The sequence below is a fragment of the Bacteroides sp. RCH18 genome (assembly GCF_058231005.1).
On sequence record NZ_JBIPTC010000001.1, the window covers coordinates 579,779 to 602,535 of the forward strand.

Below are 22,757 nucleotides of genomic sequence, written 5' to 3' on the forward strand. Positions count from 1 at the left end.
CGTTTACTTATTTTCTTTGATATCAACGATCAGGTTGAGTTCGTCAAGTTGAGTCTGATCAATTTCAGACGGTGCATCCAACATTACATCGCGTCCTGAGTTATTTTTGGGGAATGCAATACAGTCACGGATAGAATCCAGACCGACGAAAAGAGACACCCAACGGTCAAGACCGTATGCCAAACCACCGTGAGGAGGTGCACCATACTTGAAGGCATTCATCAGGAAGCCAAACTGAGCCTGTGCCTTCTCCGGTGTGAAGCCAAGGATTTCGAACATTCTGGCTTGCAACTGGGCATCGTGAATACGGATAGATCCTCCACCGACTTCCACGCCGTTGACAACCATATCATAAGCATCGGCACGCACAGCAGCCGGGTCAGTATCCAGCAATGGAATATCTTCTTCTTTCGGATGCGTAAACGGATGGTGCATAGCCATCAGACGACCTTCTTCCTCACTCCATTCAAACATTGGAAAGTCAATCACCCAAAGGCAAACAAACTTATTCTTATCACGCAATCCCAGTTGAGAACCCATTTCCAGACGGAGTTCACAAAGTTGCTTACGTGTTTTCATCACGTCGTCGCCAGAAAGAATCAGAATCAAATCACCTGGTTTAGCGCCAAATGCTTCCTTCATCTGTTGCAGCACTTCCTGTGTATAGAATTTGTCTACACTTGATTTCACCGTACCGTCTGCTTCTACACGAGCATACACCATACCTTTCGCACCAATCTGCGGTTTCTTGACGAATTCGGTCAAGGCATCGAGTTGTTTACGGGTATAGGTAGCAGCCCCTTCCGCACAGATACCGCCAACGTATGCGGCATTATCGAATACAGAGAAACCGTGACCTTTCATGATGTCCATCAGTTCTACGAACTTCATGCCGAAACGCAAATCCGGTTTGTCGCTGCCATAATATTTCATGGCATCAGCCCAAGGCATACGCTGGAACGGTTCGGTCAGTTCAACACCCCGAAGAGTCTTGAACAGATGTTTGGCCATTCCTTCGAAAGTAGAAATGATGTCTTCCTGTTCTACAAAACTCATTTCACAGTCAATCTGTGTAAATTCCGGTTGACGGTCGGCACGCAAATCTTCGTCACGGAAACATTTTGCAATCTGGAAATAACGGTCGAAACCGGAAACCATCAGTAACTGTTTCAGTGTCTGCGGAGATTGCGGAAGTGCATAGAATTGTCCCGGATTCATGCGTGAAGGTACCACGAAGTCACGTGCACCTTCCGGAGTAGAACCGATCAGCACAGGAGTTTCTACCTCTATAAAGCCCAAGCTATCAAGATACTTGCGTACTTCGATTGTCATCTTATGACGTAATTCCAGATTAGAGCGTACGGCATTACGACGCAAATCCAGATAACGGTATTTCATACGGATATCATCACCACCGTCCGTATTATCCTCAATTGTAAACGGAGGAGTCATGGCGGTGTTCAGAACGTTCAGTTCGGAAACGATAATTTCAATATCTCCGGTAGGGATGTTTGCATTCTTGCTGAAACGTTCATTCACTGTTCCTGTGATCTGAATCACGAATTCACGACCCAGTTTATTGGCACGGTCGCAAAGTTCAGCATTAATTTCTTCATTAAAAACTAACTGGGTAATACCGTAACGGTCGCGAAGGTCAATGAAAGTCATACCTCCCATTTTACGGCTGCGCTGTACCCATCCAGACAGCGTGATTTGTTTATTTACATCGGAGATTCTCAGTTCTCCACATGTGTGCGTTCTGAACATATTTTCTAATATTTATGATATTTTTCGTTAAGTAGCTTGCAAAAGTACACAATAAATCAGAAATCGGCATTTATTTCAGACTTTCTTTGTCAGCTTTTTCAATATTTTCTTGTTTTTATCTGTTATATTGTCCACAATCGCCTCATTAATCAGTTTTATTCCGTTCACATATTCCTGTGCTCTTTGAAGAACGTTGGCCGCATCTTTTTCTTCTGTCTTCGGCACAACTACGCGCAATCCGCTTTTAATAAGTTCGATATTTACATCCGCCTCCGTCTCCATCGGGTCACCGTCAAAATGCACGACTCCCGGCACAGCCCGTCGAATACACAACTTCTTACAACGGAATGTCTTGATCCGGCTGTTCTGATCAATAGTTTTATTAAATAACTGGAAAGCAAGAGAGGGTACATCCAAAACGGTAAAAGGCTCGAGGATGGTCACATCTAGCAAACCATCCGTCAATGTGGCTTGCGGAGCTATATATGCATTGTTTCCATATTGCGACGCATTTCCGCAGGCAATAAGGAAAGCTTTATACTTGCTGACTCCGTTTTCCGTTTCCAGTTCATATGTTTCGGGCTGATATTTAAGACTTTCCTGCAGCGTCTTTTCGAGATAAGTCAATAGTCCGCGCTTTCCGGCATGAGCAAATTTCAAACTGACAAATGCATCAAACCCTACTCCACAAGTACAGAAAAAGTCCGTACCATTAATCTTACCATAATCTATGGTATCCAGGCATCCCTCATTGAGCACTTCCAGTGCCTTCTTAGGTTCCATAGGTATATGCAGATGCCGCGCCAGTCCATTCCCCGATCCGCAGGGAATAATTCCCAATGCGGTATCAGTATGTACCAGCGAACGAGCTATTTCATTAATTGTTCCGTCCCCCCCGATAGCCACAACGATGTCAGCTTTCTCTTCCGCAGCTTTGGCAGCTATCTCTACTGCATGACCGGCTCTTTCCGTATACACTACTTCCCAAGTGTATCTCGCCTTATCAATTTTTTCATCCAGCAAGTTAAGAATCAATTCTTTACTTTGTGTTCCCGAAATAGGATTGACGACGAATATTATTCTTTTCATTCTTTCGTTCATGCTAATCTTTGTCAATTGTAGACGACAAAAGTAATACAAATATATTAAATTTTGATCTATTAGAGGTTTCTAATCTCATGGGAGCAACTTTTTTCTTTTAAAAAGAACAGATAAAAGCAAATTTTGTTATCTTTGCCCCCTGTTTTAAACACTTGTTAAGATAAAAGGAAATTAGATCATCAGCGAATGATCTGAGTATGAGTATAATAAATTATAATTCATGGGATTATTACAAGAGAAGTTAGCTAAGTACGACCTGCCACAGAAATTTATGGCACAGGGCGTTTACCCATATTTCCGTGAGATTGAGGGAAAGCAGGGTACAGAAGTAGAAATGGGCGGACAACATGTGTTAATGTTCGGGTCCAATGCATACACTGGCCTTACGGGAGATGAAAGAGTGATTGAAGCAGGTATCAAAGCCATGCGCAAATACGGTTCCGGTTGTGCCGGTTCACGTTTTCTGAATGGTACGCTCGATCTTCATGTTCAACTTGAAAAAGAACTGGCTGCCTTTGTTGGCAAGGATGAAGCACTTTGCTTCTCTACCGGTTTTACGGTTAATTCCGGAGTTATCTCATGCCTGACCGACCGAAATGATTATATAATATGTGATGACCGTGACCATGCCTCTATCGTAGATGGTCGTCGTCTCTCCTTCTCACAGCAATTAAAATATAAACACAACGATATGGCGGATCTGGAAAAGCAACTTCAGAAGTGCAATCCGGATTCAGTGAAACTGATCATAGTAGATGGTGTATTCTCTATGGAAGGTGACTTGGCAAACCTACCCGAAATCGTTCGCCTGAAACATAAATATAATGCTACTATCATGGTAGACGAAGCTCACGGTCTGGGTGTATTCGGAAAACAGGGACGTGGTGTATGCGACCATTTCGGTCTGACACACGAAGTAGACCTGATCATGGGTACTTTCAGTAAGTCACTGGCCTCTATCGGCGGTTTTATCGCTGCTGATTCTTCTATCATTAACTGGCTGCGACACAATGCACGTACTTATATTTTTAGTGCATCCAACACTCCGGCTGCAACAGCAGCTGCTTTGGAAGCGCTTCATATTATCCAGAACGAACCGGAAAGACTGAACGCTCTGTGGGAAGCAACCAACTATGCTCTGAAACGTTTCCGTGAAGCAGGCTTCGAGATCGGTGCTACCGAATCTCCTATCATTCCTCTTTATGTACGCGATACGGAGAAGACTTTCATGGTTACTAAGTTAGCTTTCGACGAAGGCGTATTCATCAATCCGGTCATTCCGCCGGCATGTGCTCCACAAGACACATTGGTACGCGTGGCATTAATGGCTACTCACACCAAAGAACAAATAGACAGTGCTGTAGAAAAGTTAGTGAAAGCTTTCAAGGCTTTAGACCTTTTGTAAGCAGCATCTCTGAAAAGCTATAAAAAAAGCTACTTTCCGAAAGACAAATCATCTGGAAAGTAGCTTTTTAAATTCTACAGCAACACAAATTACTTCTGCTTTGCGTACCGAATTTCCATTCCTTGGTTATCCAGAACCAAAGAATCAGCCGTCAGTCTCTTGATATCCATCGTATCCACAAATTCAATCGTCTGGCCATTTCCGATACTTTTTCCTGTCAGAATCAGTTTAGTTCCTTCCTGTTTCCAGCTTTCATAAACCAAGGTAGCCATATTGACAGAAGAAGCAACGCCTCCTTCTTCCATCTTAATACCTTGTACTTGTCCTTCCATACCTGGCACGGGTTCTACCCATGAGCCAACAATTGAGGCTGAGTTACCTCCACATGCAGCCAATAAACCCATTAGCAGAGTTGCTGCCAACATTTTCTTTTTCATTCTGTAGTTCTGATTAGATTATTAATTAGTCATTTGTCCGGTTCGCCTTCTTCCCTACTACAATCACTTTCTTTGCAGTTGGTATCGTATTCGATCCCGGCTCTTCCTCTTCTTCTATGTAATTCACCTGTACGGTGTCTCCCAGTTCGAAGCCACCGACTTCACTCGGTTCCTGATCCATCGTACTGACGAACACCGTATCTCCTTTCGAAGTAACCAACATAAAATTATTCATTGAAGCATCTTCTACTACCCCGAAGATTGTTTTCTCATCTTCTGTAGGAGCGACAGCCAGACTATCATCCATAGCATCCTGCTCTTGTCCCGCAGTCTGTCCGCTCTTTGATTGACAAGCACTTGTCACACCAACCAAAACAGCAAACAATAAAAAAACTCTCATTTTGTTCATATGCTTTTTATTTGAGATAAAACTTAGAATATTGCAAAGGTAATTTTTAAAATTGTTTTTCCCATGAACCTGCTTAAAATTAATTGAAATAAGGCATTAACAGTTTTTCTATACTGGCATACGCTCATTACAAAATAATAATACATATATAATTATACAAAATGTAAAATAAAGATAAGACAGACAAAACAGAAATATGTTAAATACTATTTTATGCTCACTTCAACTAAACAGCTAACACGTTAATAATCAAATAAATAATAGGAAGACCAAGAATGTATTCAGATAAGTTCATGGAGAACTTGGTAGCAGATTTTAGAAAAATAAGCTTTCATCTTTTGAAAATTTAAGGTTTACAAATATTGAATGACTTTCTTTGCTTTGTTGGCGACAAAAATAGTTATATTTTTAAGAAGTACGCTATAAATTGATGCTTTTTTTAAAGGTTATTTCTTCGTTTACCCTATCTTTTCCTTTTATAATTCTGATAAAGTAATATTTCCGGGGGTATTTGAAATTAATATGTACTCATAATACTAATCCCACCAAGTTCTCCATGAACTTATACCGCCTTAGAGTTTACTCAATTCTATATTTCATAACCTAGTTTTTAATCAAAAATCAACACACAATCAATGCCTATGGAAATATTACAGTATTATGATTTACTATCCCTATCGTTTACAAACAAAACCGGTAAACTAATTATTATTTTAAAATCAAAATTATGAAAAACATTTTATTTACTTCAAACAAAGTACACACAACCGCGCGAATCGGTGTTCTGTTCTTTTCTTTATGTTTTTCTCCACTCATAAATGCCGGCAATGCGGAAAAGCCGATGAATGGCATAGAGAGTTCAGAAACAACGCAACAAAATAAGATTAAAATAACAGGAGTAGTAACAGACAGCAAAGGAGAATCTATCATCGGAGCCAATGTTGTAGTAAAAGGACAATCAAACGTCGGAGCAATAACCGATGTAGAAGGACGTTATCAGATTATGGTTCCTTCCGACAATGCTATTTTGCAAGTATCATACCTTGGATACGTAACCGAAGAAATAAAAGTAAAAGGACGCCGCAACATCAATGTGATGCTGAACGAAGACTCCAAAGCGCTGGATGAAGTTGTAGTAGTCGGCTACGGACAGCAGAAAAAGGAAAGCGTAGTCGTTTCTATGAGTTCCATCAAACCAAAGGATATCGTTGTCCCTTCGCGAAGCCTGAATAACAGTCTTGCCGGACAAGTCGCCGGGTTGATTGCGGTACAACGTTCGGGTGAACCCGGATATGATAACGCAGAGTTTTGGATTCGAGGCGTAAGTACCTTTGCGGGTGGTACATCTCCGCTGGTACTTGTGGACGGTGTACCCAGAAGCATGAGTGACATTGAACCCGACGAAATCGAAACGTTTTCGGTTTTGAAGGATGCCGCTGCAACAGCCATTTATGGTGCCGAGGGAGCCAATGGTGTAGTACTTGTCACTACCAAACGCGGACGTGTAGAAAAGGCTAAGATTTCATTCAAGACAGAACACACCATTTCTTCCCCTACCCGTCTTCCCGAATTCGTTGGTTCGGCCGACTACCTGGACCTGTTCAACGAAGCACTCCATAATGATGGGGAATTACCGCAGTTTTCGGATGACTTAATTGCACATTACCGGAACAATGACGATCCGGACCTATATCCAAATACCAACTGGATCGACAAAATGTTACGTAAAAACACATTCACACACAGATATACCTTGAATGTACGTGGAGGTACAGAAAAAGCAAAATACTTTGTTTCGGCAGCATATTACAACGAAAGTGGTATTTTCAAAGGAAGTCCTACCAAACAATATAATACAAACATCGGCATCGACCGTATCAATCTTCGTTCAAATATTGATATGAACGTATCAAGCACTACAACTGTAGGAGTTGACCTCGCACTTCAGTATCTGGTTAATAATTATCCGGGAACAGGAACTGCCAATATATTCCGTTCCATGCTGATTACTCCTCCTTATACATTTCCGGCTGTGTACAGTGATGGTACTGTTTCAACCTACTCACAGGAACGTGACGCTAACATGCGCAACCCGTACAACTTATTGATGAACTCCGGATACGCCAAAGAATACCGTACTGCCATTCAATCCAAAGTTTATGTAGACCAGAAACTGGATTTTATCACCAAAGGTTTGTCTGTACGCCTGAACGCAAGTTATGACTATGATAGTGAAATGATCGTTCGCCGTGAATATAATCCGACAAGATATCATGCTACGGGACGCGACGAAAACGGCAATCTATTATTTGCCACAGTCGTATCCGGAAACCCTGAATTGCAGGACCCTAAGAATAGTGCGACAAGCGCAACCAAGAAGATTTACATAGATGCTGCCATCAACTATAAACGTACGTTCGACCAGCACGAAGTAGGTGCCATGCTATTGTACATGCAAAAGGAAACCCAATATCACAATGTAGCACTTCCCTATCGTAAGCAAGGTCTGGTAGGACGTTTAACTTACGGTTACGGCGGACGCTATTTCATTGAAGGCAACTTCGGATACACCGGTTCGGAAGCATTTGCTTCGGGCAACCGTTTCGGTTTCTTCCCGGCAGTAGGTCTTGCCTACTATATATCCAATGAGTCTTTCTACCCGGAAGTGATCAAAAAGTATGTCCCCAAACTCAAATTAAGAGCCTCTGTCGGACGTGCCGGTAACGACAACACAGGAGGAACCCGTTTCTTGTACCGTCCAACCTACAAAATGGATGCCGGAGGTTTTACGCAAGGTTACAATGATACCGGAGGCGGTCTGAACGGTATCGGCAATGGTATCATAGAAGGACGTTTTGCAGCTCCTTACTTAGGATGGGAAGTAGAAGACAAACAAAACTACGGTTTCGATATCGGCTTGTTTGACAACCGTCTTGAAATCATCTTTGATTACTTCGATTCTACCAGAAGCCAGATTCTGCTGCAACGTCAGACTGTTCCCCAACTTGGCGGTCTGAGAGACGATCCGTGGCAAAACTTCGGTAAGGTTCGCAACAGAGGTGTTGACATGTCTGTGAACGCTCACCAAAATATAGGCAAGGTAAAACTTAGTGCAAGGGGTACGTTTACATTTACCCGCAACAAAATTCTGGAATTTGATGAACTTCCTCCAAAGTATGATTACCAGGCTATTACAGGCAAACGTGTCAGTGATAAAGATAACCTCTATTACATCGCAGAACGACTTTATACCGAAGACGACTTTACCGTAAGCACCAACGCTAACGGTCTGAAGACTTATAAACTCCGCTCGGAAATTCCACAACCAACCTTAAGCGGACTCCTTGGCCCCGGCGATATCAAATATACGGATGTTAATGGAGACGGAATCATCGACTCTTACGACCGTGTACGAGGAATCGGCCATCCGGAAACTCCGGAAATCATCTACGGATTCGGTTTAAATGCCGAATATAAAGGAATATATGCCAGCATCTTCTTTCAGGGAGCAGGAAACACTTCTGTATTATTGGGTGGAAAGACTTCCGAAGGATGGTACCCGTTCTCATGGGGTGTAGACCAGTCCAACTATCGTACCTTTGCATTAAACCGCTGGACAGAGAATAATCCAAGTCAGGATGTAATCATTCCCCGCCTGCATAAAAACAATGCTAACAATGCCAATAACCGGGTTGCCAGCACGTGGTGGCTGCGCGACGGCTCTTTCCTCCGATTGAAAAATATTGAAATCGGCTATCAGATACCTAAGAAATTCTTAAGCAAAATCGGCTTCGAGGCTGCCCGTATCTATTTGATGGGATATAATCTGGCAGTATGGGATCATATCAAATATTTCGATCCGGAAGCCGGAAATGCGAATGCCGGACTTAACTATCCGCTGCCGCGAACCTACACAATCGGACTTGATTTCACATTCTAAAAACCATAAAAGATAAAAATATGAAAAGTAAAAGTCACATATATATGATGCTGATGGGATTATTCTTCTCCGTCAGTTCATGCGATTATCTGGCTGTTTCGGACCAAATGTCAGGAGGCTTGCAAAATACAGATCAGATATTTGAAAACGTATCCTATACCAAACGATGGTATGCCAATGTCTTTGCAGGAATCCCCGACTATTCGGGAATAAATAGCCTGAATGTAGGTGCTTTTAAAAATCCGTGGGCTGCAATCTGCGATGAACTGGTAGTAGGTTATGGAAATGCCGCGAAGGGCAACAACTCGGACAAGAATGCGGCAACCGCTGGTTTTCACCGCTATGGCGACTGCTATAAATACATCCGGCAGGCTAACATTTTTCTGGAGAAAGCTCATGTGATTACAACCAGCGGTACGCAAGGTGACAGACTGGAAGAAGATGAACTGAACGAGATGCGTGCCAACGTACGCTTCATGCGTGCGTTTTACAATTATCTTCTGTTTGAACAATACGGTCCCATCATCCTCGTAAAAGATAAAGTGTACGAGGCAACAGAGACCCAGGACGTTCCAAGAAATACTGTAGATGAAGTAATAGAGTATATTGATCAAGAACTACGTGAAGTAGCCAATGAGCTGCCACAGGAACCGATGCACGAGAATGAATCTTACCGTGTATGGCCCACCAAAGGTGTCGCATTAGCAGTACGTGCCAAATTGTGGCTATATGCAGCCAGTCCTCTTCTCAACGGTGGATACAGAGAAGCGCTGTCCCTGACCAACCCGGACGGTACAAGACTCTTCCCCGATCGTGATGACAACAAATGGAATACAGCATTAAGCGCTTGCAAAGACTTTATTGATTATGCAGAAACCGGAAACCGCTACGAACTGTATAAAGAATATACAACAAGCAGCACCGGTGAGCAGCTTCTAGACGTAGATGCCTCAGTTTACAATCTCTTCCAAAAATACAACAAAGAAATCATCTGGGGTACCGCCAACAACGACTGGGGAGGTCTGGATGGCGATGCATTCGACCGAAGAATCGTCCCTCGTTGCGAAAAGAACGGTTTAGGTTCGACCGGAGTAACGCAAGAGCTGGTAGATGCATTCTATATGAACGACGGACTTCCCATCAAGGAAACCGACTATCTGCCGAAATCAACACTTTATAAAGAAGATGGTTATGGAACTTACAAGGATAAGAATGACGGAAAATACTCTAAGAACTACACCAACGTTACAGTCAGCAACCGCTATCTGAATCGTGAAGCACGTTTTTACAATACTGTATTCTTTAACGGACGCCAATGGCCTGTCACCTGCAAACAAGTCCAATTCTACAATGGAGGTAATGCAGGCGTTCAGGAAGGACACGCCACTACAACCGGATATATGCTTTTCAAGCGCTTCAACCGGTCAATCAGCAAAACCAGCCCGGGGGTAACCAGTCAGAACCGCCCTTCCATAATCTTCCGTCTGGCGGATTTCTATCTGATATATGCAGAAGTTGCCAACGAAGTAAATCCGAGCGACTCACGCGTACTGACTTATCTGAACCTCGTACGCGAACGGGCAGGTTTACCGAAAATAGAAGTACTGAATCCCGGCATCGTCGGTAATAAAGAATTGCAAAGAGCAGCCATTCAGCGCGAACGCCAGATTGAACTGGCAACGGAAGGTCAACGTTATTTCGATGTACGCCGATGGATGATTGCCGACAAAGACGGTGAAGGACGCCAGAACGGATATGCACACGGTATGAATGTACGGGGAACTATTAATGATACTGAAGAGTTCAACCGTGTAGTGGAAACTGAAAAAATTGTATTCAATAGAAAGATGTACTTACAGCCAATACCGGATCATGAAATGAGAAAGACACAAAACCTCGTCCAGAATCCGGGCTGGTAATTGTATAAGCACAATAAATCAATGAACATTATGAGAAAAATAAGTTATATACTAATATCAGGTTGCATCACTCTCTCTATTATCGGTTGTGATGAAACCTTTGATACGAGCAATACATCCGAAGGGATTCTGTCATTGTCTGAAAACGGACTGACTATTCTGCAATCGTATAATGTAGGAGAAAAATACAATGCTGACTTATGGATACAACACGGGGGGCTGGAACTGAACAACAGTACCGTCACCTTCACCGTAGACAAAGGCTTGCTCGACTCACTCAATACTGCCGACGGAACCAGTTACCAGATACTTCCGGAAGATTGTTATCAAATGACTAACACAACGGTTAACGTATCTGCCGATGACAGACTGGCAAAAGGCACTATCGTATACGACCCGACAAAGATTCATGCGTTGTGCGGCTATGACAATGTTCGATACATTCTCCCACTCAAGGCAAGCACTACAGGAGAGAAGTTGAATCCCGACCGTTCCACCCTTCTGCTGGGATTTAAAGTTTCCGAACCCATTGTAACTATCATAAACGATGGTATACAGGAGACCAACGTCGACAATGTAAAAGAGTTGCCGATTACCATTGGAGTACCTTTTAGCAATAAATGGAACATCAACTGTACATTAGTCAACAACCAGTCGGTAGTAGATACGTACAACAGTGCCAATCAGACTTATTTCAGTCTTCTGCCGGCAGAGTGTTATACCAAACCCGAATCCCCGTCATTGTCTCAGGGAGTTGATCAGACCACAGTCAGTTACAAGCTGAAAGATAACATTCTTCCGGGAAATTATATGCTTCCTGTGCAAATAGGCGAAGTTACTTCCGATGCCACTATCCGTGCGGATAAAGACACCTACACAGGATTCTGCATCATAAAAGAAGGAACGAAAATATCAAAAAGCAACTGGGAAGTTCTGTCCTTTACGACACAGGAAGCTTCGGGAGAAGGAGCCGGCAATGGATTAGCCAAATGTCTGATAGACGGAGACACCGAAACATTCTGGCATGCCAAATGGCAAGGTGGAAGCGACCCGCTACCGTATGATATTGTAATAGATATGAAGCAAAACATACAAATAGCACAGGTGGAATTGCTTCCACGCGGCAGAGGTTCAAACAATCCTATCAAAGTGGTCGAGTTTGCGGCTAGTGAAGATAACGTGAACTGGACTCCTATCGGCAGATTCGGATTCACGAATCAGGATGCTGCCCTGGAATATTATGTAAAATCGATCAAAGCACGCTACATCAGACTCACGATTCCCGATGATGGAGGAAACAGTACTGTCGCTGCTATCAGAGAACTGGATGTAAAGGGCACTATTATTAACTGACACATGAGCATTCGATAGGTATTTTATAGCAAGTGCACTCTATAGTGTATCTTGAAGTCAAGCTACTCTCTTCCCCCAAAGAGAGTAGCTTTTATTTTGTCCGATGCCACCTTTCCTGTTTTTCCAACGGTTGATTAGCTTCAAAGTCAACGGCAAAAGAAGAACGTTTTATCTTCTTAGAAACTGGATACTGAAGAACTACATATTCATAGTGATCATTCCGTTTTAATAGTCTCAGCCGGATTACTTAATGCCGTATGATATCCGTTAAGGACAACTGTGACAAACGTTACAAGCATCAATAAGACGACAGGTACTATAAATACTTCTATTCCCCAATCCGCAGGATACACAAACTGTTCCCTCCACCGTTTCATCAAGGTATATACGATGGGGACAGCGATCATGTCGGCTATCAGAATATAATAGAAGAACGGACAATTCAACAACAATAGAATTTGGCGGGAAGAGGCACCGTGTACTTTACGAATCGCAATTTCTCTTTTTCGTTGTTCTACCGCATACCATGTAATTCCAAAGATACCAAAAAGGGTCAGGAACAAACTGATTATAGCATAAGCCAGTAATAATCGGGAGAAATTCACCATATCTGTATTGTTGGATATATATTGCTGATAGGCGTCTATGTAAACAAAAGAATGTCCCAGCTCGTGTTTCTCCCACAGCAACCGGAGATTTTTTACTATCTCATTGCGTCTGCCCTCATCTATACGACAAGACAGGTAGGTTGCCTGATCGACCGGAATCTCTTGAAGAATAATCTGCATCGGAGTAATGGCAGAGTTGAAAGAAGTCAGTCTGAAATCTTTGCACACACCGATAATAGTTCCTTCACCGGCGTTGTCCTGCTCATATTTGCTTAAGGTCTGCCCCACCGGATCTTCTCCTCCCGGTACAAAGAACTGTACAAAGGCTTCATTAACAACTACCGGATGGGCTACCTTGGAAAATAAATCCTCCGTTCGTTCCGGTTCGAGAAGTTCTATGTTGAATAAGTCCAGCAGTTCATAGTTCTCGGTCAATAAAACTTTATTTATCATTACTTCCTGCCCATTCCTGTTTAGTGGAATGATGATATTAAAAGGACTCGTTATCCGCCCTTTGGATAACAGGGCAGTTTGGATACCGGGCAGTTTTTTAATGTCATTATACAAAGGGATAGTCAGGGCAGTCCCCTCATTACCTAAGATTATAACTCCTTTAAAGCGTTCACCCTGCTCTTCTATGGTTGAAAGCTGAGAGCGTATCATCATAAAGGCAGTCATCAATCCGATGGAGATAACCATTTGCACGCCTACAAGGATCGCTACCAGGCTTCTTCTTTTTCTCCCTTGAAAGAATTGCCGATATCCGCTGATAGAAATGCGGTTCAGTTTCTTCGCCATATAGGTGGCCGGTATAATGGCCAAAAGAAAAACAAACAGAAGGATAAATGGAAAGACTTTCCATGAAAGAATGAAACTGAAAGTCAGACGGGCATCAAAAAAGTAATTAAAAAGAGAAAGTATGTCCCCCATTACAAGAATGGAAAGGATGAAAGCGATAAATACAGTAAGGAATGTATCGATAAAAAGTTGCCGGCAAATATATGAATGAGAAGCTCCCATTAATGTCTCTACATGAATCATATTTACTTGTTTCAGCAGGCGCGAAAAGCTTAGGTTTACGTAATTGAAGCAAGCGATGAATAAGACCAGAAAGGCTGATAATAAACCGATACTCAATAAAGCGATCTGCCGGTGACTGAATGTTTTCACGGAATCAGCCAGTTTTGTGTCGAAGTAGGATTCTTGTAATGTCTGGAGTTTATAATATCCGGGACCTGTCACTGTAGGCAGTTCTGTTGACTCAAAACGTTCGCGAAAGGCTGACACGTCAGTCCGTTCTTTGAGAAGAATCATACAGGAAGTTCCTTCTTCCTGCAGGTTCTGAGAATTACCGAGCAAATCAATACGTAGGGCTGACTGCGCATAAAACTGATATACAGCAGATACCCTTTTCATTTCAACTTTATCTCCATATACCAAAGACAGTTCCCGCCCGATACAATCGATCTTCCCGAAGTATTGCATGGCTTTTTCTTCACTCAAAGCAATACAGTCCGGCTTGGTCAAGGCTTCTTTCATATTGCCGGACAATATCTGGTACGGAAAAAAACGGCAGAAAGAACTGTCGGCCTCAACAATGACCTGTTGAGGAAAGCACTGGTTCTCAATTTCGATATGAGTTACTTCCTTCTCGGTCAGCCGGAGATAAGATTCAATCTCCGGAAACGGAGCTATCGTTCCGGCAACCGATCCTCCGTAGACAAATGATACTTGTCCGGTGCTCTGCATGGATGGTAGTTGCTGGGTCAGACGCAGGATACGGTCTTTCTTTGGATTTTCCCCTTCTATCGTATATTCATGGATGACAAACGAAATCAGAAGATTGGTACAGGAAATACCGACCACAAGACTAACCAAAGAGATGACCGCAAAAAGTTTATTGCGCCACCAGTTTCTGAATATAAGTTTTAATAGTACGAGGTTTTCCATAGCAGTTCGTTCCATTCGTTGTAATCTTAGTCGTTTTTAATCTTATTCGTTCTTCATGATCAATGCCGGATTGATGCGGACAGCTTTGCGTACCTGCCAGAGTAATGTACCCAGTGAGATAAGCAAGCTAAGGATGAAGCCTGTCACAAAAATCCCTGCTCCTATCGGAGCTTTCACCGCAAAGTCTTTGGTATAGTCATTAATAATATAATAAACCAAAGGAATAGCAACAACAAAGGCGGCTCCCAAAATAGATAGATACTTCCTGACCAATAACAAAGTGATCTGTTTGCCTGTAGCTCCGTTCACTTTACGCAATGCAATTTCTCTATAGCGCTGACGAATGTCATACAATGACAATCCGAACAGTCCGAGACAGGAAACGCAGATAGCCAATCCGGCAAAGGTGACGTAGATGCGGGTCGTTCTCTTGTCATCATCGTACAGCTTTTCAACTTCATCTTCGACAAAGGAATAATTGAACTCCCCCTCACCCATTACTTCGTTGTGTAGTTCCTTCAAGAATTGAACGGCTTCCTTGCGTTTACCTTCGGCTATTTTAGCCATTAAAGGTTCGGTAGGGTTTTCTCCTTCATCATACAGAATAGCCAGTGGTGCATCCCCCATAGATAAGTGTCCGGTCCGGAAGTCTTCTATCACACCTACTACCTGATAAGCAGGATTTTTACTTTCATCTGTCCCCACACTCCACCATAGACGGGACTCAGTTTGCAGTGAAGCTTCATTTATATCTTTTATCTGGAAGAGCTTTCTGGCTGTTTCATTTATCATCATTTTATATTGGGCAAACTGGTCCTTATCATTCCACGTTCTTCCTTCTTTCAACTTCAGGCCAAACATATCCATATAATTATTATTAACATACATGATAGCCATTTTATGTTTCTCTCCGTTACTCTCCACATTGACGTATGGTTCCAGATTGATAGGGGCTTCACCATATCCCCATGAAATGAATAAAGGGCATGCATCCATCTTTTGTTTGATAACTTGTATTTTATGCCGCTCCAAGTCACGTTCTCTCTGCCATTCTTCATCATTTGCATATCTTCTGTTTTGTGTCTCGAATGACAGGAACTGGCATGAAATGATATTCTTTGTCTGATATCCTAAATCCGCATTCAGCATTGTGTACAACTGGCGAACAAAAAACAGTGCAACTACTATCAGACTGAACGTAATGACATATTGAATAAATAAGAATACTGCACGGGAAACAATTGAATTTCCTCCGGCATTTACAGAACGCAAAGAGGTGATCGGAGAAGAATAGTTGTAACGTAAGAAAGGAAAGACAGACGTCACCAACGGCAATACGAACAATAAAATGAGAGACAGCGACAGATCAAAAGCGATATCCGGTTTTACAGGAATTGCATATACCGAGGCGAATATCCCGGCTGAAGTTTCGATCAGCATCCAGATAATAAGCAAGGCGACTGCCACCATATATATATTCTCTACATAAATCTGGGTAAATATCTGAAAGCCGCTTGCGCCATATACTTTTTTTACACCAAACTCACGTGCCCGCTTTAGAACGATAACCGTGTAGATATTGATAAAATTAAAGACTCCCACCAACAACAGCATACAAGCCACTACAGTCAAAATCATCACATGGTTGATATTCCCTCGCAAAAAAGAAGTTCCCGAAGGTTCGACAATCTTATTGAAATACAATCCTTTCAAGGGAGTAAGCCCATACTGTATAGGGGAATGACTGTAACATATTAATGACTGTGGCTTGGAAATCTTTTCATTATACTTTTTCAGATCTGTTCCGTTTGCCAGCCGGACCATGCAGAATCCCACCCGACTCCAGTCTGCATATTTCCCCTGATTCACCGGAGCTATCAGGTCGAATTGCAAAGATGCCTTGGTACTCGGTTCATCCACAATGCCACGAATGGTAAGTACAGAACCTGATGATGAAGTTAATTGTTTCCCTATCGGATCTTCGTCACCAAAAATATGCCGGGCATATTTCCGGGTAATAATTGCATCATCCGGTTTCTGAATAGTTTTAATTCCCGAAACTATCGGATAGTCCATCAACTGCAAAAGCAAGCTATCAGTTACCAAAACATTGGCCCGGTAACGGTGATTATCGACTACAATATAATCATCGTCAAAAGAAACACTATAAGAATATGCTTCTACTTCCGGATTCTTTAAAGGGTCTATAAAATTAGGATCATTATTCCTGTCTGTATTATCTGCGATCGAAATGCTGCCATTACTCCTTTGAATAGTCAGCAAGTACAATCGGTCCAGGTCCTTACAGAAATGGTCAACTGTTATCTCCTGATGGATATAGCGTACAATTATCAACGTTGCAGCCACACTGACTGCAAGCCCGATAATATTGATCATCGTGTATGTTCTGAAACGGGATAAAGTCCTGATAGCAGATAATTGGTTCTTCATATTGCTTTTATAATAAGGATGTTATTCACTTTTGATTACTTCCGCCGGATTCTGTCGGGCAGCTTTCCATACTCTCCAGATGATGCTAAGGAATATTATAAGTAACATACCTGCAAATATGCTTCCATATATCCAAAGATTTATCGGCGTCTGCTTTACATATCCTTCGAGCCAGTGTTTCATGATAAGGTAACTTAATGGAAAGGCCATGAATGACGCTATGACAAGTAAAATCAAATACTCTTTAAAGAATAAGTTCAAAATAACTTTAACACTTGCACCGTTTACTTTCCGAATGGCAATCTCCTTTCGACGATGTTCGCATGATAAAGTCACTAAGGAGAATATACCAAATACGGCAATCACTATACAGATAAGAGAAACAACACTCAATAACTTGCTTAATGTGTTTTCTGACTTCATGTATTCATTGTAGGTATCTCCCATATTTACCAAATCTACTATCGCATTAGGATTAACCTTATTCACCTCCTCATACAATTTCTGTGATACTTTATTCCATGTGCCTTCCTTTACTTTAAAAATAATATGTCCATTTTCACGACCCTTTTGCAAAGAAAACATAGCGGGAGCCACCGAATGTATGGGAGCATTGTAATATATATCTTTGATAACACCTTTTACTTTATATTCCTTATTAAACTTTTTTCCTATCGGTTCGTTCCATCCAAAAGCCTTTACAGCAGCCTCATTAATGACAACTGTTCCTTTTTCATCTTTCTCATCCGGTATGCTACCTTCTAAAATCTCGATATGGAAAAAATCGACAAAATCCTGATTTATAGTTTCATCTTCCATATTGAAACTTTGCTCCTCATCTGACTTCCCTTCCCAATCACACACTTTAAAAGTAGAATATAACATTTTTGGAATCGGGGTATAGAATCCCTCCAAATGTTCTGTGATATCAGGTATCTGATCTACTATCTGTTTTACCGCGGCACTCTCACAGCCTAAAGCATGGGCAATCACTCCTACATTATGACGTTCAAGCCCCAGTTCTCTTGAATTCTGTAGAAAGTTTAATTGCTTCATCATAACAAAAGTACAGAAAATAAAGCCAATACTAACAAAGAGTTGCAACAGAATACTGCTTTTATAAAGCCAACCAGAAAGATGAAGATTTGACTTTTGCCTGATATTTTCAAGTAAAGTCTGCTTATTGATATAGTGTATAAGCACAGCAGCAATGCCTACGGTGATTACAACTAAAGACAAGATATAAATCAGTACTTCGCTATAAAAAAACGAAGTATTCTCATTTATTTGAGATAAATATTTAAAAACAGGCAGAATCAACTCCATTAACATAGCACCTATCCCTGCAGAAAGAACAAGTATCAAGGCCAGTTCCGAAAGTAGTAACGATAGCAAATTCGCATTAGAAGCTCCATTTACTTTTCGTAATGCCAATTCACGTTTACGCATTCGGATACGAGTAACAAGCATCGTTAAATAGTTGCACAATCCACAAATAATAACCAAAGCACCCATACAGGCAAAAAGACGAACATGATTCAACTTGACATTTACATCCTTCCTTGGGTGAGTACTTCTCAATGTTGACAATAAAGCAATTGGCGTTGATCTTAACCATTTATGTGAATCTTGTTCTATCTCGTAGTTTGTCAGTCTCTGTTCCAGTACTTTTATATCACTATCAGGATAGACACGTAAAAAAGTTTGGCATTCTGATCTATTCCAATTGAGATCATCAGGTTCATAGGACAATAAAATATCAAAAGAAAGTAAAGAATGCCCTTTCCATGACTTTACAATCGCCACGATAGTTTTTTCAGAATTATTACTCTGCGGAAAGAGTAATTGTTTACCTATCGGATTTTCTTTTCCAAAAATCTGTTTTGCTATCTCCTCTGTAATGGCTATTTCATTTTTATCTAATATTAAACGACTTTTTCCATCTAACACACTAATATTGAACATAGAAATAAAACTGGAATCAATTTCCATCTGTAACATCTTGTATTCTGTATCTTTATATTTCATCGGTTTTCTGCTCGAATCATAACGGATATGACATACCTTCTCTACTTCCGGACAATTTGTTTTTATATAATCAGCCAATAAATTAGGAGAAAAATAAGAGAATCCGTCCCCCTGCAATTCAAACTTGTTACCTGCCAAGTAGATGCGTTCCGCCCCTTCATGAAACGTATCGTATGTCATTTCATAACGTATCCATAAGGCAGACAATGCAAAACAGATGAAACCGATTGCCAAGCCGACTATACTTACAATACTCTGCGTCTTGTACTTGATCAGATTGCGAAAAGCTATTTTTAAATAATGATATATCATGATATTGTGTTTACGTTATTCACTCTTGATAATTTCTGCCGGATTCTGCCGGGCAGCTTTCCATACTCTCCAAATGATGCTAAGCAAAAGAATAATAGCTATCACAACAAAGATGCTTATATATACCCAGCTATCTATCGATGTTTGTCTCACGTAGCTATCGATCCATCTCCTCATTACAACATATCCTGCGGGGAATGCAATAACAGCAGCTATGATCAATAACAATAAATATTCCCGGAAGAACATTTGCAGGATATGATGGATTTGCGCTCCGTTCACCTTACGTATAGCAATCTCTTTCTGACGCTGTTCACAAGACAGCGTTACCAATGAGAAAACTCCGAATACAGAAATAATGACGCAAACCAATGATACAAAACTCAATAATTTCATCAGTGCATCTTCGGAACGGAGGTACTTGTTATATTCCTCTTCTTCATTGAACAATCGCATATAAGCATTTGGAAATTCCTCTCTGTATAGTTTCTCTATAGTCGCACGACATTCATTCCAAGTGCCCTCTCTAAATTTAAACAGAATGCTGGCACGATTCAACAGATAATCTTGCGCTTTAGGATGCTGAAAAGCAATCAGTCCCGGTTCACTCGTAGGAGAACGATAGCTAAAGTTCCTGACTACTCCGACAACCTTATATAAGCTACGCTGACCATTATATTCATGATAGAAACTTTTGCCCAAAGCCCGTTTCCATCCAAATTTACGGCATGTATTTTCATCTATCACTACTTCATTTTCTTGATTCTTGTCCGATATAAACTCGCCTTCCAATAAATTCAATTTATAGAATTCAAAGAATTCTTCTTTAGCAGGCATCATACCAACAGTTAAAGGTTCTTCAACCGCTTTCGGCGAATCATCCCAGTTGTTTATTTCGGCATACATCATCGGCCCTGTAGGAATAATCGGGAAATACGAAGGGGGCAAAGTCTCTGTCACCATGGGTAAAGCAGCTATCTTCCCCGACCATTGCTTGATATCTCCATTCCATAAGGCTACATTACCGACATTATGACGTTCCATTCCTAAATCCGTATTTTTCAGAAAATAGAGCTGCTTCATCATAACAATCGCACAGAAGATAAAAGCAAGACTGACAACTAACTGCATGATAATTCCTATCTTACGAAACAGATAAGGTCTGGTAGTTACCACTTTTCCTTTTATCGCTTCCTGCAATGTCCGACGGCGAAAATAAGATAACGGCATCTGTGCTAACAGAAAAGACAGAATGATTACAATCAAAAGATATGCAATGATCTCTCCATAATATGAACCTGTCTTTATCTGTGTGAAGTTCAGGAAGCCGGACATGCTCACCTCTATCATCAACAATCCGCATAGCAGGGCGATACATAGAATCAATAACAGTTCAATGGCAAACTGAACCGACAAAGATGTATTACTTGCACCATTTACTTTACGAAGCGCCATTTCACGACTACGCATACAAAGCCGGCTGATATAAAGCGTCAGGTAATTGAATAAGGAACAAATAATGACCAATCCGCCTGCTAAAGAGAAATAGAAAATATAACTGAAGGAGATGACTACATCTACTTTAGAAACATAATCCGAATAACGCAAAGCCGAAATGGGCGTGATCAGAAGCTTCACAAGTTCGCTCTCTTTGGGAATATCCAAAATATCAATGTCTTCCATCTTCTTTTGAAAAGTATCCCTATCCACTCCTGCGCGAACACGGATAAACAGTTGTTCTCCCTTACTACTCCAACGTGGATAGCGCCTTGCCGAACTCAATACACTATACGGTATATTGGAATGACGGGACCATCCGCTCACAATGGCGCCTATTTTACGGGGACGTCCGCTCAGTTCTACTTCTTTCCCCAAAGCATCCTCTTCACTGCCGAAAAGCTTTCGGGCAAACTCTTCCGTAATGGCGATTTCCGGGTCATTTTCTTTCAGGAAGTTGACAGTTCCTTTCAGCAGCTGTATATTGAAAAAGTTCATGAAAACAGAATCTGCTGTAGCCATTACTACTTCCTGTTCATTATCTCCCAGACGGAATTTCATATCCCGATATATGGAAGTGGAAGCAGTAGCTTCTATCTCCGGCATTTTCTCCTGCAAATAGTTCGCCAAAGGGTAAGGAGTAACATTGGATGTACTACTGGGGGAATCAGTATAATGCGCACGTACCATATAGATACGGTCGGCCCCGTTATGGAAAGTATCATAAGTCATTTCATAACGAATCCATAAGACAGACAGCGCAAAACAAGTGAAACCAACAGCTAATCCAATGATACTGACAAGGCTCTGTGTCTTGTACTTTACCAAATTGCGAAAGGCTACTTTCAAATAGTGTTTAATCATGGTACTTTATGAATATATTACATACTGACTTCCGTTACTACCTGTCCGTCGAACAAATTAATGATACGGTCGGCATAACCGGCATCGTGCTGTGAGTGTGTTACCATCACAATAGTGGTTCCTTCCTTATTTAGTTCACTCAATAGCCCCATCACTTCTTTACCGTTCTTTGAATCCAGATTACCAGTAGGCTCATCGGCCAGGATCAGCTTAGGATTGGCAACTACTGCACGGGCAATAGCAACACGCTGCTGCTGACCTCCGGAAAGTTGTTGCGGGAAGTGTTTGCTGCGATGTGTGATAGCCATTCGTTCCATAGCAGTCTCCACCCTTTTTTTGCGTTCGGAGGCCGAGATACCCATGTAGAGCAGAGGCAATTCAATGTTTTCATAGACATTCAATTCATCTATCAGATTGAAACTCTGAAAGACGAAACCGATCACTCCTTTACGAAGGCTGGTACGCTGTGACTCTGTGTACTTGGAAACTTCTGTTCCATTGAGGTAATACTCCCCTCCTGTCGGATTGTCCAATAAACCAAGAATGTTGAGCAATGTTGACTTTCCACAACCGGAAGGTCCCATAATGGCAACGAACTCTCCTTGTTTCACTTCGATACTTACGTTATTCAACGCCCAAGTTTCTACTTCTTCGGTCTTGAAAATCTTCTGTAAATTAATTGTTTTGATCATAATTGTAATATTTAAAAGTTATTG

The 22,757-nt window shown here is 41.5% G+C and carries 13 protein-coding genes; 4 read left to right on the forward strand and 9 right to left on the reverse strand.

What is annotated here, in order from left to right:
* Window positions 1-3: 3 nt before the first annotated feature.
* Both aspS and ACHLI0_RS02145 read right to left on the reverse strand, forming a co-directional pair.
* On the reverse strand, window positions 4-1,767 hold the full coding sequence (gene aspS, locus ACHLI0_RS02140; RefSeq protein WP_490748351.1) for an aspartate--tRNA ligase: 1,764 nt from the start codon (window positions 1,765-1,767) through the stop codon (window positions 4-6).
* Between the two features lie 75 nt (window positions 1,768-1,842).
* On the reverse strand, window positions 1,843-2,868 hold the full coding sequence (locus tag ACHLI0_RS02145; RefSeq protein WP_008765709.1) for a diacylglycerol/lipid kinase family protein: 1,026 nt from the start codon (window positions 2,866-2,868) through the stop codon (window positions 1,843-1,845).
* A 220-nt stretch (window positions 2,869-3,088) separates the two neighbouring features.
* On the opposite strand from ACHLI0_RS02145, the gene spt reads away from it, so the two are divergent.
* Window positions 3,089-4,273 (forward strand): serine palmitoyltransferase, encoded by a 1,185-nt coding sequence (gene spt, locus ACHLI0_RS02150; RefSeq protein WP_008765708.1) that lies wholly within the window; start codon window positions 3,089-3,091, stop codon window positions 4,271-4,273.
* 89 nt (window positions 4,274-4,362) lie between these two features.
* Here the strand turns inward: spt and ACHLI0_RS02155 are convergent, their stop codons facing one another.
* Window positions 4,363-4,710, reverse strand: coding sequence for a lipocalin-like domain-containing protein (locus ACHLI0_RS02155; RefSeq protein ID WP_008765707.1), 348 nt, complete (start codon window positions 4,708-4,710; stop codon window positions 4,363-4,365).
* 25 nt (window positions 4,711-4,735) lie between these two features.
* Window positions 4,736-5,119 carry a hypothetical protein gene (locus ACHLI0_RS02160; protein ID WP_234117860.1) on the reverse strand — a complete coding sequence of 128 codons (384 nt, stop codon included), beginning with the start codon at window positions 5,117-5,119 and terminating at the stop codon, window positions 4,736-4,738.
* Between the two features lie 727 nt (window positions 5,120-5,846).
* Between ACHLI0_RS02160 and ACHLI0_RS02165 the strand changes: the two genes are divergently transcribed.
* Genes ACHLI0_RS02165 through ACHLI0_RS02175 form a run of 3 tightly spaced genes read left to right on the forward strand, consistent with a single transcriptional unit; the run spans window position 5,847 to window position 12,331 of the window.
* Complete coding sequence (locus ACHLI0_RS02165) at window positions 5,847-9,059, forward strand: SusC/RagA family TonB-linked outer membrane protein (protein WP_055217923.1); 3,213 nt, start codon at window positions 5,847-5,849, stop codon at window positions 9,057-9,059.
* A 20-nt stretch (window positions 9,060-9,079) separates the two neighbouring features.
* Window positions 9,080-10,978 carry a RagB/SusD family nutrient uptake outer membrane protein gene (locus tag ACHLI0_RS02170; protein ID WP_062695091.1) on the forward strand — a complete coding sequence of 633 codons (1,899 nt, stop codon included), beginning with the start codon at window positions 9,080-9,082 and terminating at the stop codon, window positions 10,976-10,978.
* A 30-nt stretch (window positions 10,979-11,008) separates the two neighbouring features.
* Window positions 11,009-12,331: a BT_3987 domain-containing protein gene (locus ACHLI0_RS02175; protein WP_490748352.1), complete on the forward strand. Its 1,323-nt coding sequence runs from the start codon at window positions 11,009-11,011 to the stop codon at window positions 12,329-12,331.
* Between the two features lie 215 nt (window positions 12,332-12,546).
* On the opposite strand, the gene ACHLI0_RS02180 is transcribed toward ACHLI0_RS02175, so the two are convergent.
* Genes ACHLI0_RS02180 through ACHLI0_RS02200 form a run of 5 tightly spaced genes read right to left on the reverse strand, consistent with a single transcriptional unit; the run spans window position 12,547 to window position 22,733 of the window.
* Window positions 12,547-14,904 carry an ABC transporter permease gene (locus ACHLI0_RS02180; RefSeq protein ID WP_272200905.1) on the reverse strand — a complete coding sequence of 786 codons (2,358 nt, stop codon included), beginning with the start codon at window positions 14,902-14,904 and terminating at the stop codon, window positions 12,547-12,549.
* A gap of 27 nt (window positions 14,905-14,931) precedes the next feature.
* Window positions 14,932-17,340 carry an ABC transporter permease gene (locus tag ACHLI0_RS02185; protein ID WP_272200907.1) on the reverse strand — a complete coding sequence of 803 codons (2,409 nt, stop codon included), beginning with the start codon at window positions 17,338-17,340 and terminating at the stop codon, window positions 14,932-14,934.
* A 21-nt stretch (window positions 17,341-17,361) separates the two neighbouring features.
* Complete coding sequence (locus tag ACHLI0_RS02190; protein ID WP_490748353.1) at window positions 17,362-19,680, reverse strand: ABC transporter permease; 2,319 nt, start codon at window positions 19,678-19,680, stop codon at window positions 17,362-17,364.
* A gap of 15 nt (window positions 19,681-19,695) precedes the next feature.
* Entirely contained in the window at window positions 19,696-22,041 is a 2,346-nt protein-coding gene (locus ACHLI0_RS02195; RefSeq protein ID WP_490748354.1) for an ABC transporter permease, read from the reverse strand.
* A gap of 17 nt (window positions 22,042-22,058) precedes the next feature.
* On the reverse strand, window positions 22,059-22,733 hold the full coding sequence (locus tag ACHLI0_RS02200; RefSeq protein WP_008761529.1) for an ABC transporter ATP-binding protein: 675 nt from the start codon (window positions 22,731-22,733) through the stop codon (window positions 22,059-22,061).
* Between the last annotated feature and the right edge of the window lie 24 nt (window positions 22,734-22,757).